Annotated in this window: 12 protein-coding genes; 1 reads left to right on the forward strand and 11 read right to left on the reverse strand. The window is 69.4% G+C overall.

Features of this window, described 5'->3' with window-relative positions; all coding sequences use genetic code 11:
- Window positions 1–276 precede the first annotated feature (276 nt).
- Window positions 277–1059: an OmpA family protein gene (locus DB30_RS25130; protein WP_146660509.1), complete on the reverse strand. Its 783-nt coding sequence runs from the start codon at window positions 1057–1059 to the stop codon at window positions 277–279.
- Window positions 1060–1202: 143 nt separating this feature from the next.
- Entirely contained in the window at window positions 1203–1595 is a 393-nt protein-coding gene (locus tag DB30_RS25135) for a hypothetical protein (protein ID WP_205633059.1), read from the reverse strand.
- A 119-nt stretch (window positions 1596–1714) separates the two neighbouring features.
- Here DB30_RS25135 and proC point away from each other — a divergent pair, with 119 nt between their 5' ends.
- Window positions 1715–2557, forward strand: coding sequence for a pyrroline-5-carboxylate reductase (gene proC / locus DB30_RS25140; protein WP_146660513.1), 843 nt, complete (start codon window positions 1715–1717; stop codon window positions 2555–2557).
- A gap of 89 nt (window positions 2558–2646) precedes the next feature.
- Here the strand turns inward: proC and plsY are convergent, their stop codons facing one another.
- From plsY to DB30_RS25185, 9 genes are all read right to left on the reverse strand, one after another.
- Window positions 2647–3273 carry a glycerol-3-phosphate 1-O-acyltransferase PlsY gene (plsY, locus tag DB30_RS25145; RefSeq protein ID WP_146660515.1) on the reverse strand — a complete coding sequence of 209 codons (627 nt, stop codon included), beginning with the start codon at window positions 3271–3273 and terminating at the stop codon, window positions 2647–2649.
- On the reverse strand, window positions 3270–3992 hold the full coding sequence (gene hisIE / locus DB30_RS25150; protein ID WP_240480324.1) for a bifunctional phosphoribosyl-AMP cyclohydrolase/phosphoribosyl-ATP diphosphatase HisIE: 723 nt from the start codon (window positions 3990–3992) through the stop codon (window positions 3270–3272). Before hisIE ends, plsY begins: the two co-directional genes overlap by 4 nt.
- A 6-nt stretch (window positions 3993–3998) precedes the next feature.
- A complete protein-coding gene (gene hisF / locus DB30_RS25155; RefSeq protein ID WP_052553419.1) occupies window positions 3999–4802 on the reverse strand; it encodes an imidazole glycerol phosphate synthase subunit HisF in 804 nt (267 codons plus the stop codon).
- Window positions 4796–5539 carry a 1-(5-phosphoribosyl)-5-[(5-phosphoribosylamino)methylideneamino]imidazole-4-carboxamide isomerase gene (hisA, locus tag DB30_RS25160; RefSeq protein WP_052553421.1) on the reverse strand — a complete coding sequence of 248 codons (744 nt, stop codon included), beginning with the start codon at window positions 5537–5539 and terminating at the stop codon, window positions 4796–4798. The genes hisF and hisA overlap by 7 nt, the downstream gene beginning before the upstream one ends.
- Before the next feature lie 9 nt (window positions 5540–5548).
- On the reverse strand, window positions 5549–6169 hold the full coding sequence (hisH, locus tag DB30_RS25165) for an imidazole glycerol phosphate synthase subunit HisH (protein WP_052553423.1): 621 nt from the start codon (window positions 6167–6169) through the stop codon (window positions 5549–5551).
- A 16-nt stretch (window positions 6170–6185) separates the two neighbouring features.
- Window positions 6186–6371 carry a hypothetical protein gene (locus DB30_RS25170; RefSeq protein WP_052553424.1) on the reverse strand — a complete coding sequence of 62 codons (186 nt, stop codon included), beginning with the start codon at window positions 6369–6371 and terminating at the stop codon, window positions 6186–6188.
- A 77-nt stretch (window positions 6372–6448) separates the two neighbouring features.
- Window positions 6449–9712, reverse strand: a complete 3264-nt coding sequence (locus tag DB30_RS25175) for a dynamin family protein (RefSeq protein ID WP_052553426.1) — start codon at window positions 9710–9712, stop codon at window positions 6449–6451.
- 105 nt (window positions 9713–9817) lie between these two features.
- Window positions 9818–11824, reverse strand: a complete 2007-nt coding sequence (locus tag DB30_RS25180) for a dynamin family protein (protein WP_052553428.1) — start codon at window positions 11822–11824, stop codon at window positions 9818–9820.
- A gap of 18 nt (window positions 11825–11842) precedes the next feature.
- A complete protein-coding gene (locus DB30_RS25185) occupies window positions 11843–12826 on the reverse strand; it encodes a M48 family metalloprotease (RefSeq protein WP_052553430.1) in 984 nt (327 codons plus the stop codon).
- Window positions 12827–12930 lie beyond the last annotated feature (104 nt).

The raw sequence follows: 12930 nt of genomic DNA on the forward strand, positions 1-12930 counted from the left end.
GGACTCGGACGCGGCCGGCGGCGCGGACTCGGGCGCGGTCTCGGACGCGGACTCGGACGCGGACTCGGCCGTCACCTGCTCGTCGTTCGCGGCGTCGCTCGTCGGCGGCGGGCCGAGCAACACGCCGCCGAGCAAGATCGCCGCCACGAGCACGCGGTGATCATACAGTTGTGGCCCCGAGCATCGGAGCTCGAGGCCACACAGGCACACAGAGTTTTCGCCCGCTCGCGGGCGGCTCACTCCAATGAGCGAGGCTCAGCGCCCGAAGGCGGCCCGTCAGGGGGCTTCGACGATGAACTGAACGCGGCGGTCCTTGCTGCGCGAGCTCTCGTCGTTGCCTTGGGCCTGAAGGGCGCCCTTGCCCACGACCCGGAGCTTGCCGTCCTCCACACCAAGGTTGGCGAGGAACGAGCGCACGCTGGTGCCGCGGCGATCCGTCAGCAGGATGTTGTACTCCTCGGTGCCGACGTTGTCGGCGTGCGCCTCGAGGACGACGGTGCTGCCACCGTCAACGATCTCGATGAAGCAGGGGGCGGCGGTGGTCAGCTGCTGCTGGTTGCCGGGCGAGAGCTTCGCGCTGTCGAACGCGAAGTACAGGGCCGAGATGCCACACACGGCGCCGGCGTCCGACTGCAGCGGCTTGTAGATGCACTGGCCGCCGTCGCAGATCTCGTCGACCGGGCAGTCGTCGTCGGTCGAGCAGGGCAGGGGCTCACACCGTCCGCTCTCGTTGCACACGCCGCTCTCGCACTGGCTGTCGTCCGCGCAGAACTCACACTTGCCGGCGTTGCAGATCATGCCCGCGTCGCAGTCTGCGGCGGTCTTGCACTCGCCCGCGGCTTCGCAGCGGAAGTCGACGCAGGTCAGGTCTTCACCGTTGGGGCCTTTGCCTTTGCAATCGGTGTCGGCCTGGCAGTTCTGGCAGAGGTTGTCGACGCAGGTCTCGCCAGGTTCGCAATGCTTGTCCTTCTTGCACGCGGGATACTCGGGTTTTGAGCAGCCGCTCACGCCGGCGAGGAGGCCGAGGGTCAAGATCACAGTCGCTGAGATCGATCGCATGGCGGCTGTGTATCGCAGCTGGGAGCGGCCGCAAAGGGGGAATTCGCGGGTTTTTTGAAGCTTCAAAAACCGTAGCGGGAATGTGATGTTCTCAGCTGGGCAATCGCTCGTTCGCCAATTGGCGGTTTGCCAATTGACCGAGCTCAGCGGCGACCGGGCAGGCGAGGTTCGCCGCCGCCGTCGTCGTCGGGACCTCGCCCAGGGAGGGCGGGTTCAAACCCCGATTCAGGCGACAGCGTCGAGGCGGAGACGATCGGGTCGTGCTCCGAATTGGGCTTTGAATTCACAGCGTTGGGCTCCGGTGGTTGGTCGCTGGGGATCCACGTTGGCGCCTCCACGTACTCGCCGAGCACCCGGTCACGCACCTCTTGCAGGGCCGGGTTGAGCGTGGACCGGGTGCCATCGATGAGCTGCTTGGCCTCGGGTGTTTCGCTGATCGTGTCGATGTGCTCGGCGAAGGTGTGACCGCCCAGGTCGATGGCGAACGCGGCCCACAGCGCCGCGCCGAGCACCACAAAACTGATCGCCGTTCGCACCGGTCGAAACACTGGGCCCAGTCTCACCTGGCGATCGGTGCCCCCCAAATTTTTGCCGGCTGGGGGTTGGAGGCGGGTCGCGGCTCCCCGGCGCTGCCGCTTCGTGCTAATGGCCGCTCATGCTCGACGGACCTCGAAGCTTGTGTGTGCTCGGCTGCGGAACCATGGGGGAGGCGATCGTCTCGGGGGTGCTGCGGGCGGGGTGGCTCGCGCCCGAAAAGGTCGTGGTCACCGCCCGGCGGCAGGTCGTCGCCGATCGACTGCATGCCAAGCTGGCGGTCGCGGCGACGACTGACAACCTGGCGGCCTGTCGCAGCGCGGATGTGGTGTTGGTGAGCCTCAAGCCGCAGCGCTTCGCCGAAGTGCTCGACAAGCCAGACATGCGCGACGCCCTCGATGGCAAGCTGCTGATCAGCATCGCCGCCGGGGTCACGCTGGACAAGCTTGGGGGCTGGCTACCGGGGACCGCGCTCGTGCGGGCGATGCCAAACACGCCCAGCCTGATCGGCGAAGGGATGACGGTGATCTGTCGCCTGAGCCCCGGCGGGACCCATGGCGGCAACGCAGTCAACGACGTCCAGCTGGCCCTCGCGCAGCGGATCTTCGAGTCGGTGGGCGAGTGCGTCGAGCTCGAGCCCAAGCTGATGGACGTGGTGACGGGGCTCAACGGGAGCGGGCCGGCGTTCGTCTACGTGATGCTAGAAGCGATGGCCGACGGCGGCGTGATGATGGGGTTGCCGCGGGACGTGGCGGTTCGGATCGCGGCCAACGTGTTTCGTGGGGCGGCGGCGATGGTGCTGGACACCGACCTGCACCCGGCGGCGCTCAAGGACCAGGTCACGACTCCGGCCGGCTGCACGATCGCCGGGATCCTGACGATGGAGGACGGGCGGATTCGTTCGGTGCTCGCGCGGACCGTGCAGGAGGCCGCGAAAGTGGCGAGCGAGCTCGGCAAGGATTGACGCGATTTGTGGCGTGGGTCACCTCGCCAAATCCACCGAATCAATGCTGCCCATCAAATACGTAATGGTAGCCACATTGAGAATGGCCACTATTCGTTTCGGTCGAGTTTGGCCTCGCGCGCGCGGGCTTCGCGGGCGTGCGCGAACATTTGTTCGAGGTTGGGGCGGTGGCGCTCCCAGATCAGACCGGCCAGGGCGGCGGCCAGGATCACGTAAGGAAGCGGGACGCTCGGGTCGACCCAGGCGACAACGACGATCACCAGCGCGGCGGTCAGCGACCCGACGGCGGAGACGCGGGTCAGCCACACGGTCTGGGCGTAGACGATCACGCTGAGCAGGGCGGCCTTCGGCGCGAGCACCAAGAACACCCCGAACGCGCACGCGACCCCCTTGCCGCCGCGAAACCGCAGGTAGATCGGGAACACGTGGCCCAAGATCGCCGCGAGCGCGACGAGGGCGACCTTGGTGGGGCCGCCGGGGTTCGGACCCAAGTAGTGCAGCGCGGCGGCGACGGGGACGGCCGCCTTGGCGACGTCGAGCACGAAGACCAAGGCGCCCCAGGCCTTGCCCATCGCGCGCAGGGCGTTGGTCGCCCCGATGTTGCCGGACCCGACCTCGCGCAGATCAACGCCGCGCGCGCGGCCAACCACCAGCCCGACGGGGATGCCCGCGATCAGGTAGGCGGCGAGCATCCAGAGCAACAGCTCGAGGCTCATCGCTGGGCTTTCTCGTCGACGCCGCTGAGGCCGTGACGCTCGCGGATCACGGCGGCGACTTGCTCGGGCTCGAGCCCGCGCGCGGCGAGGCCGACGAGGGCGTGGAACAACAAGTCCGCGGCTTCGCTGAGCACGCGCGCGTCGGTCTCGTTGCTCAGCGCGTCACACAGCTCGCCGGCCTCTTCGCGCAGCTTGGCGTTGATCCGCTCGACGCCGCCGTCGAGCAGGCTGCGGACGTAGCTCTTGCCGTCGCGATTGGTGAGGCCGCGGCCGGCCTTGCGATCCAAGATCGTCTGCCACAGCGACCCGATCGGACCCGCGCTTGGGCCCGGCCCGTCGTCCTCGCCGGTGATCCCAACGGGCTCGTGAGCGCCGAGCGGCGGCAGGTCGACCGTCTTGAAGAAGCAGGACGTGGTCCCGGTGTGACAGGTGGGGCCGCGCGGCACGGCGCGAACGAGCAGCGCGTCGCCGTCACAGTCGACGCGGATCGACGCGAGCTCCAGCGTGTGACCCGAGCTCTCGCCCTTTTGCCACAGCTGCCGACGCGAGCGACTAAAGAAGGTGACCTTGCGGGTCGAGAGGGTCGCGGCGAGGGCCTCGCGGTTCATGTAGCCGAGCATCAACACGCGATCGTCGTTGGCGTTGACGACGATCGCCGCGACCAAGCCAGAAGCGTCGGGCGCGAGCTTCGACCACAGCTCGGGGATCAGCTCAGGCACGGGCTCCTACGCAGCCCGGCGGTGCTCGGGCGGGCGAACGGGGATCCCGTGGTCGTGGAGGTATTGCTTGGCCTGCGAGATCGTGAACAGGCCGAAGTGGAAGATCGAGGCAGCCAACGCCGCGTCGGCTTCGCCCTCGCCAAGCGCGAGACCTTGGCGCAGGTGCTCGAGCGAGCCGACGCCGCCGCTGGCGATGATCGGGACGGGCACGCGGCGGGCGATCTCGCGGGTGATCCACAGATCGTAGCCGTCGTGGGTGCCGTCCTTGTCCATGGAGGTCAGCAAGATCTCGCCCGCGCCAAGCTCGGCGACCTGCTCGCACCAGCGCATGGCGTCGAGGCCGGTCGAGCGGCTGCCGCCGTGGATCACGACCTCGTAGAGCGGCTCCTCGTCGCGGGGCAGCGCCGGCATGCGCTTGACGTCGACGGCGACGACGATCGCCTGGCTGCCGTAGCGGGTTGCGAGGCGCTTGATCAGCAGCGGCGAGGTGACGGCCGCGGAGTTGATCGCGACCTTGTCGGCGCCGGCGTTGAGCAGCCTGCGGACGTCGTCTTCACGCCGGATGCCGCCGCCAACCGTGAGCGGGCAGAAGATCTGCGGAGCCACGCTGCGGACCACGTCGACGAAATTCTCGCGGCCTTCGGTGGTCGCGGTGATGTCGAGCAGGCAGATCTCGTCGGCACCTTGTTGGTCGTACGCGCGGGCGGCCTCGATTGGGTCACCTGCGTCGCGCAGGCCCTTGAAGTGGACACCCTTGACCACGCGGCCATTTTTGACATCGAGACAGGGAATGATGCGTCGTTTCAACATCGTGCAAGGGCCTCTTTCAGGGTGAAGCTGCGCTCGTAGAGCGCCCGGCCGCAGATCACGGCGCGGACGCCCGCAGCTGCGAGCGCGTCTAGGTGTTCGAGGGATCCGACGCCGCCGCTGGCGATCACGTCGATCATGTTGGCCGGGTGGGCGCGGTCGACCGCTGCTTGCAAGGCGGCGGTTGATTCCACGGCCGAGCCGACCTGCAGACCGTCGCGGCTGACATCTGTGAACAGCAGGGCGGCGGCGCCCCACTCGGCGGCCTGCAGCCCAAGCTCGGTCGCGGGCATGGACGAGGTCTCGCGCCAGCCTTCGATCGAGACCATGCCGTCGCGGGCGTCGATCGCCACGACGATCCGGCCCGGGTGATCGCTGCACAGCTGCGCGACCAACTTGGGCTCACGGATCGCGAGGGTGCCGACGACGACCTTGTCGACGCCAGCTTCGATCAGGGCTTGGACCGCCGCGGCGTCACGGATCCCGCCGCCAACTTGCAGCTCGACCTCGCCGGCCTCACGGGCGGCGCCCAGCAGCCGGCGCAGGAGCGGGAGCTGGACTGGCTTGCCAGCGAACGCGCCGTCGAGATCCACGACGTGGACCCGCTTGGCTCCGGCGTGGACGAACTGGGTTGCGAGGGTCCACGGTTCGTTGGAGTACACCGTGGCCTGGGCCCGATCGCCCTCGACGAGACGCACGGCCTGCCCTTCGAGGAGATCGATGGCCGGGATCACCAGCACGGTCGACCCCTACTGCCGGCTGCCAAGCAAGAACGCCCGAAGGAAGCGCAGCCCAGCTTGCTGGCTCTTCTCTGGGTGGAACTGGCAGCCAAAAATGTTCTCGCGGCGAACCGCCGCGGCGAAGGTGACGTCGCCGTAGGTCGTGGACCACATCACGTCGTCGGACTTGCCCGCGTCGACGTAGTAGCTGTGCACGAAGTAGTAGTGCTCGCCCGAGGGCTGGACCTCGTTCCAGCCCATGTGGGGGATCTTGAGCTTACGCACGCGATCTCCCTCGGCCGCGGTCATCTCGTCTGGGAAGCGCCGGCATTTTCCAGACAGCACGCCAAGGCCGCGGTGACCGCCCCCTTCCTCGGAGCCCTCGAACAGCAATTGCATCCCGAGACAGATCCCCAAGAAGGGGTCGCCGCGCTGGATGACCATGCGCAGGGCCTCGCCCATCGCGCCGCTCACGAGTTGGTCCGTGTGCTTCCCAAAGGCCCCCTGGCCTGGGAAGACGACGATTCTTGAGGTGGCGACCTTGTCTGGATCGTCGGTGATCTGGGTCGCCGAGCCGACCTGGATCAGCGCGCGTTCGACGCTTGCCAGGTTGCCGAGGCCAGCGTCGACGAGGGTCAATTCCCGAGCCATGTGTCGGGCGGTTCTATCACATCGTCCGCGCTATCTCGACCATATGTGCAACCAGATAGCTCTCGAATTTGCGAACATGGTCGGCTGGGCAGTGATCGGGCAGCGTGATTGGCGCTGACTGAGTCGCCAAGGTGATGAGCACCGAGCTCTCTCGCAGCGCGGTCGATGGCTCGCGCTGCTCGGCGAGAAGTTGGCGAGGCATGCCCCGGAGTCGGGCAGCGAGTCTTGGGTCGACGCGAGTCGGCCCGCTCGCTTCCCAACGCGATCCAATCAATGAGCTCACAGAAGCTCGAGCAGACCTTCGAAGCCAACCAGCACGGAGGTGCGCATGCGCAGGGCCTCGGCGCGCGGCGCTGTGATCGATCGCTGCCGCGCCCGGGCGAGGGCTCGCTCGAGTTCGCGAAATTGCTCGCGCGTGGCGACGCGCCAGTCATCGGCCAGCGGTCGCAAGCCAGACCGCAGCGCGTCACGAAGCGCCTTTTCTCCCCGCTTGGCCGCGCGTCCGTGGGTGTTGACCAGCTCGCGCGCGAAGCCTCGGGCGGCGAGGCCGGCCAGGTAGCCGCGGGCCCACGGGACCAAGCGCTCGACCAGCAAATTGGCAAGGACCTCGTGCTCACCCGTGAGCCGACCAAGCTCGTCTTGCAGCAGGCGCATCGCGGCGTCTTCGAGGGTCGCCTCGAGGTACTCGCCGTCTTGCTCGTCGGACTTGCGGCGCACGCCTTCGCCGGCCTCGACGATCCCGATCGTCAAGGCTTCGCGGGTGAGCAGGTCATCGAGGCCGAGCAAGCCCTCGTGAAGATCCTCGGAGAACTTGCCCAACGCAGCGGTCGCCCGGGCCAGCGCGGTCGAGAGCTCCTCGCCGGCGGCCCGCGCCTCGAGAGCCTCGACCGTACCTTCGACGCTGGTCTTGGCCAGCTCGAGCGCTTCGCGGAGTCGCCGACGGGTCAGGTCCTGCTTGAGCTCGCGGGCGTGCTGCAAGAACCAGTGCTCGAGCGCGTCGTCGATCGGGCGGAACGGATCTTCTGCGCCGCTGTGTTCACCCGTTCGTTCACCAGTCCGGTGCGCGAGCGCGGCCGAGGCCGACAGCGGCAACACGGCGACGAGGACCTCGCCAAGCTGCTCGCGCAGATAGTTGGCGAGCTCGTCGCGGTCGCTGTCCGAGTCGAGCGTGTCGACCTTGTTGAGCACGCCAAGCACCTTGCGCCCGCCCTCGCGCAGCTCGCCAAGGATCCCGGCCTCGGTCGCGGTGCCGCCTTGGGTGGCGGAGAAGATCCAGACCACGGCGTCGGCCTCTTCGATGAACGCGCGGGCGACCTTCTCGTGATACTCGTCGAGCGCGTTGAGCCCGGGTGTGTCGACGACCGCGGCGTCGCCCATGCGCTCGCCAACGCGGTCGATCTCGAGGTGGCGAACCCGGTTGGCCTCGGCGTCATCGAGGTTTCGCAGGTAGGGATCGAGCTCGTTGGCGGTGACCGTGGAGATGCTGCCGTCGCGGTAGTGAACCCGGGCGCCGCGGCCCGTCCCGCGCCGAAACACGTTGATCGTGTTGGTGGTTGGGAGCACGCCCATGGGCGCGACGGCCTCACCGAGCAGCGCGTTGACGAAGGTGCTCTTGCCGGCCGAGAACTCGCCCATGATCGCAATGGTGAGCGGCCGCGCGAGCCGCTCGCGCGCCGCGATGACCATCTCGAGCGCGCGCTGACCCTCGCGGATCGGCACGCCAAGGATCTCGTCGGGGAGCTTGGCGAGCAGCTCGGTCGCGACCGCGAGCAGATCCTCGAGGCGCTCGCTGACCACCGGCCGGCGGAGCTCGGCGAGCCGCAGCCGCGCGACCGCGAGCTCGGGATCTTGGATCAGCGCGGCGACCAGCGCCCGCTCGACCGCGTCGATGTGCTCGGGCCCGTCGAGCATCGTGCGCTCGGCGATCGCGAGCTCGCGCTGGGCGGCGACGAGACACTCGCGGCGAAGCGGGTCGCGCAGCGGGCTGAGCTCGTCGGGGCCCAACACCTGCGCGAGCTCGGGCTGGGTGCGCAGGCGGTAGGGCGGGCCGGCCTCGTCGAACAGCTTGGCGACCTCGGGGTCGAGACCCGCGAGCCCCCGTTGCTCGCGCAGCGCCCGTTGCAACGCCGAGCGGACCCGGTGCAGGCGCAGCTCCTCGCCCACGAGGTCTCGCTGCTCCCGACGCACGGCCGCGAGCGCCGCGTGAACCTGATCGGTGAACACCTCGCAGCGCAGGGCCACGTGGGCCAGCTCTTGCGCCTGCGCGGCGCGGGCGTGGGCGGGCGCGAGCTCGAGGGCCCGGAGCAGGCTGTCGATCACCGGACCTGTAGCGAGCTTGTCGCCGCCGGGCGCGGGCTTGCCCGAGCCTGCAGCAGGCTTGTCCGGCGTGGTCGCGGGCGTGGTGTAGCGAAGCTCGGCCAGGGCCCACAGCCGCAGCCGCTCGGGGTCTTGCGCGTCGAGCTGCAGGTAGCGCAGGGCCTCCTCGCGGGCGCGCGGTCCGTTGGTCGCCGCGATCGCAACACGCACGCGTGCGTCGAGCAGCAGCGTGTCGAGCCCGCCGTCGTCGGACGGCAGCTCCTCGAGCAGCGCCGCCGCGCGGGTCCGCTCACCGCGGGCCGCGAGCACCCGCGCGAGCAGAGCCTGCTCGAGCACGGTCAGTCGCTCGTCGATCTCGCTGGCCGCGTCGTGGACGGTGCCGACCTCGTCGATCGTCAGCGCGTCGTCTTCGGGGGCGACGCCGCCCTCGTGCTCGGCCCCGGTCTCGACCCGCTGAACGTGCTCGTGGGCGGCGGCGATCCTCGCTTGCGCGAGCCGGCGTTGGTGCGCGGTCGTGACCCAGCGCTCCGCCTCGACCATGCGGCCATCAGCAAGCAGCTGATCCACGCCAAGCACCAAGGTCAGGTGGCGCAGGCCCTCGCCGGCGCTGGGCGGCAGGGCGGCGGCGGCCTTGCGGACCTCACGAATCGCCCGATCCGGTGAGCCAAGCCGGCGGTGCGCGGACGCGGCCAACAGGTGCTCGAGCAGCCGCGCCTCGCTGAGATCCTGCGACCCAAGCCGCTCGAGCGCGCGGTCGGACCGGCGCAGGATCTCGATCGTCTCGTCGGGCTTGTCGGCCACGCGCAGGGCCTCGGTGGCCTCGACGAGGTGGATCGCCGCGACCTTCTTGGTCTCGATGCGCTCCGCGAGCTCGCGCAGGACCGCGAGCCCAGCTGGCACGCGCTTGTCGATCAGGCGCTCGTGCACCGCCGTCAACGCGAGCGCGTTGATCAGCGCGGGCTCGTCCTTGTGGGCGTCGATCAGCTCTCGCAGCAGCGCGCGGGCCTGCCCGGCCTCGCCAGCCAACCGCATCGCGCGGGCCTGCTCGGTCGCGTCGCGGACGGCCTCGGGCACGCCGACGCTCTCGGACACCTCGACGGCGTAGTCGCGAACCTTGCGGGCCCACTCGCCAAGCGTGTCGCCGACGGCCTTGAGCTTGAAGTTGCGCGCCCAGTCACGCGCCTGCTTGCCGGTCTCACCGAAGGGGTTGCTGTCGTCGTCGGCCATGATTCGGTTAGCCCGGTTCGCTCGGTTAGCTCGGTTGGCTCGGTTGCTTCGATCTAGCTAGGACCCGGTCCAGGTCATCGAGGCAACCGAGGCGTCGTGGTGATCTCAGTGCAACACGGGGGCGGCCTCGCGCTCGGGAGCCTCGTCGAGCACCAGCGACGCGAGCTCGCCGACGATCCCCTCGAGCTGCTGCTCGAGCAGGCCGAACTCCGCCTGGGCGGCCGCCGCGACCCGCTCGCGCAAGCGCTTGCTCGCGAGCTCCCCGGCGGCCTTGTCGTCCGCGTCGCTCGCGTCAGATGGTTTGGCGTCGCCCGCGTCAGATGGTTTGGCGTCGCCCGTGGGGCTTGGCTCGTCGCCCGCGCTGGCGTCCGCGCTGGGGTGACCCGGATCCTGCGGCGGCGCGTTGCCGACGAGCGCAGCCACGCGCTGCTCGTGCTCGCAGAGCCGCCGCTCGGCGCCGCGCAGGCCCTCGAGCAGCTGCTCTGACAGGGCACGATCCGCGAGCATCAGGTGCTCGTCCAAGGCCTGTCCGTGACGCAGCACCACCTCGCCGACGGTCCCGCGCAGCTGCTCGATCGCGAGGTCGAGCGCCTCGGGCAGCGCCGCGCGGGCTTGCTCGCGAGCGTCGCGGACCGTCTTCTCGCGCAGGATCAACGTTGTCAGCGGCGAGGCGATCGTCATGACCATCCCGGTGACCGTGTTGCCGAAGTACCAGATCACGGTGCCGACCAACCCGAGCGCGACCATGCCCACCTCGATCAGGATCTTGGGCGGCTCCACGTAGACCCCGGGCCCGCGAAACCCAAGGGGCAAGGTCGCCTCGTCGAGGCGGCGACGGGCGAGCTCGCCACAGGTTGCGAACAGATCCCGGGTGAGCTGCTCGAGCTCGGCGCGCAGGCGCTCGCTCTCGTGGTGGACGAACTGCAAGAACGCGTCTTGGATCGCGCCCGGCACCACTTGGGTGAGCGTGTGAATGTCGGCTGTGTGGATCTGCGTGCGCGCGGCTGCTTCGAGCTCGGCCCTGAAGCTGACGAGCCGCGCTTCACTGGCCTCGACGATGCGCGTGCCCGCGGCTTCGATCGTCTGCCGGAGCGTGGCGAGATCGACGGCCTGCGCGGTCATGGCCTGTTCGACGGCCTGGATGTCCTGCGAGATCTGGTCGTGCTCGACCCGCAGCGCGCGGGCCTGGATCGCGGCGTTGTAGCCAAGCAGCTTGGCGTGGCGCAGCAGCGACGCCCGGGCGCGGGCCGGCAAGATCTCGCGGCCGCGACCGGCCAGGCCAAACAGCTCTCCGCGCAGGCGCGTGACCGCTTGCGCCGCCTCGCTCGTTGAGCTGGGATCGCGCAGCGCCGTCTTGGCGTCGGTCAGGTACGGCTCGAGCACGCCGGGGATCACGGTCGCGAGCTCGGCGCGAATGTGCTCGACGATGCGATCGCGCTCGTCGGCGGGCACCAAATCGATGCGGTTGATGACCAGGATGCAGCGCGCGCCGCTGCCATCGAGGCCGCCGACCGCCGCGATCGCGTCGCGGATCAGCCCGAGCTCGCTGCGGCTGAGCACCTGCGTGGCGTCGAGCACCAGCACCAGCACGTCGGCGCGGGGCAGCTCGCTGCGGCTGACCGCGGCGCGAAATCGATCGATGTCGTTGAACCCGGGGGTGTCGATGAGCTCGAGCGTGCCCGGCAGCCGCTCGGGCTGGACCAGCAGCTCCGGCGTGCGCCCGGCCTCGTCGTGATCTTTGCCGCGGGCGAGCTGCTCGAAGCGCTCGCGCTCGAGCTCGCTGCGATCCCCGTTGGCGGCGACCAAGAAGGTGCCCGTGCGGGTCAGCTCTGGATCGACCCGAACCGCGACCACGGCCCCGGTGGTTGGGATCACGCCGACCGGCAGCAGGTTGTCACCCAGCAGCGCGTTGATCAGCGTGCTCTTGCCGTGCTTGATCTCACCCAGCACGACGACGCGGACACGGCCATCGTCGAGCCGGCGCTTGGTGTCGTCACGGATCGCTTCGGCGACGTCGCGGTGGCCAAGGTCACCAGCCAGCTGCGCGAGCCGAGTTGCAGCGTTGGCGAGCAGGCTGGTGCTCGAGGGGCGTGCAGGGAGGTGGTCGAGCATGATGGGCGTCGAAGCGGTTCAGAGCAGGTTGAGGCGATGGGTCAGCCGCGTGTCCACGCGGGCCAGCGACCAAGCGTTGGCGGGCACGTGGATCTGTTCGGGCTCGGCGGGCTTGGCGTCGGCAGGCGCCTGCCCCTGGTTGAACGGCCCGTCTGGGCCTGGGCCTCCAGACAAGGTGACCGCGCGGACCAGCTCGCGCTGGCGTGCGCGCATGGCTTGGACCCGAGCGAACACCGCTGAGCGAGCAAACTCCTCGAGCGCTTGGATCCGCATCGCGGTCTTGGGCGGCGGCGGCATCCAGCTGGGATCGGGGTCGTCGCCGATCGGCACGGGTGGGTTCTCGATCACGCTGACCGCCGTCTCGAGCCGCCCACACGCGAGCAGCCCCGCGCGGTCGGCCGAGAACATCATGACGCGCGTCCACGGGGTCAGCACCGACTGCAGCGCGCGAATGCTGGAGTTGCCCTCGCGGCGTCCGGCCAGCAAGTGCGCGGAAAAGAACACCGCGTGCTCACAGTGAAGGTGGCCAAGCCCGGCGCCAAGCAAGAACGCCCGCTTGTCGGGTTCGAGGGCCAAGAGCGAGTCGACGTCGAGCACCAACCACAGCGAGCCCCCGTGGGTGGCCCCGAGCGCGGTGACCAGCGGCCAGCGCCCGCGTTGCTCGGGCCGCAGCAACCGGACGGCGGGCACCGGCGCGCGAAGCAAGCTCGTGTGTTCGCTCAGCTCGCGCAGCAGCTTGATGGGGACCGGCCGACCCTCGTGGGCGAGGGGGACCACTGCTTCGTCGAGCAGGTGCCTGGCGAGCTGCGGCCACGCGCGGTCGACCGCGCGGACCAAGACGTTGCCAACGGTCGAGCTGGCCAACCAGCGCGAGCGGCGAAGATCCACACCGTAGGCGTAGCCCTGGCGGGCCATGCCCTGCTCGTAGATGTCGAGCTGGCGGTGTTGGACGAAGTGGGTGAGGTCTGGACCGTTGCTCACGTTGGTTTGGGTGCCCGGCACGTGGGTGCGGGGATGGTAGCAGAGCTGCAGCCAGGCATGACGGATCCACCTCGTATCTGACTCGGGAATCCCCCCGCGGTGGTGCGCTGCGTGCCCCCGGGGAT

Source organism: Enhygromyxa salina, from assembly GCF_000737335.2.
GTDB lineage: Bacteria > Myxococcota_A > Polyangia > Nannocystales > Nannocystaceae > Plesiocystis > Plesiocystis salina_C.

Excerpts from the sequence above, each read along its gene's own strand:
- DB30_RS25130 (WP_146660509.1), bottom strand. The coding sequence starts at position 1,059 with ATGCGATCGATCTCAGCGACTGTGATCTTGACCCTCGGCCTCCTCGCC.
- proC (WP_146660513.1), top strand. The coding sequence starts at position 1,715 with ATGCTCGACGGACCTCGAAGCTTGTGTGTGCTCGGCTGCGGAACCATG.
- plsY (WP_146660515.1), bottom strand. The coding sequence starts at position 3,273 with ATGAGCCTCGAGCTGTTGCTCTGGATGCTCGCCGCCTACCTGATCGCG.
- hisF (WP_052553419.1), bottom strand. The coding sequence starts at position 4,802 with ATGTTGAAACGACGCATCATTCCCTGTCTCGATGTCAAAAATGGCCGC.
- hisH (WP_052553423.1), bottom strand. The coding sequence starts at position 6,169 with ATGGCTCGGGAATTGACCCTCGTCGACGCTGGCCTCGGCAACCTGGCA.
- DB30_RS25170 (WP_052553424.1), bottom strand. The coding sequence starts at position 6,371 with ATGCCTCGCCAACTTCTCGCCGAGCAGCGCGAGCCATCGACCGCGCTG.
- DB30_RS25175 (WP_052553426.1), bottom strand. The coding sequence starts at position 9,712 with ATGGCCGACGACGACAGCAACCCCTTCGGTGAGACCGGCAAGCAGGCG.
- DB30_RS25180 (WP_052553428.1), bottom strand. The coding sequence starts at position 11,824 with ATGCTCGACCACCTCCCTGCACGCCCCTCGAGCACCAGCCTGCTCGCC.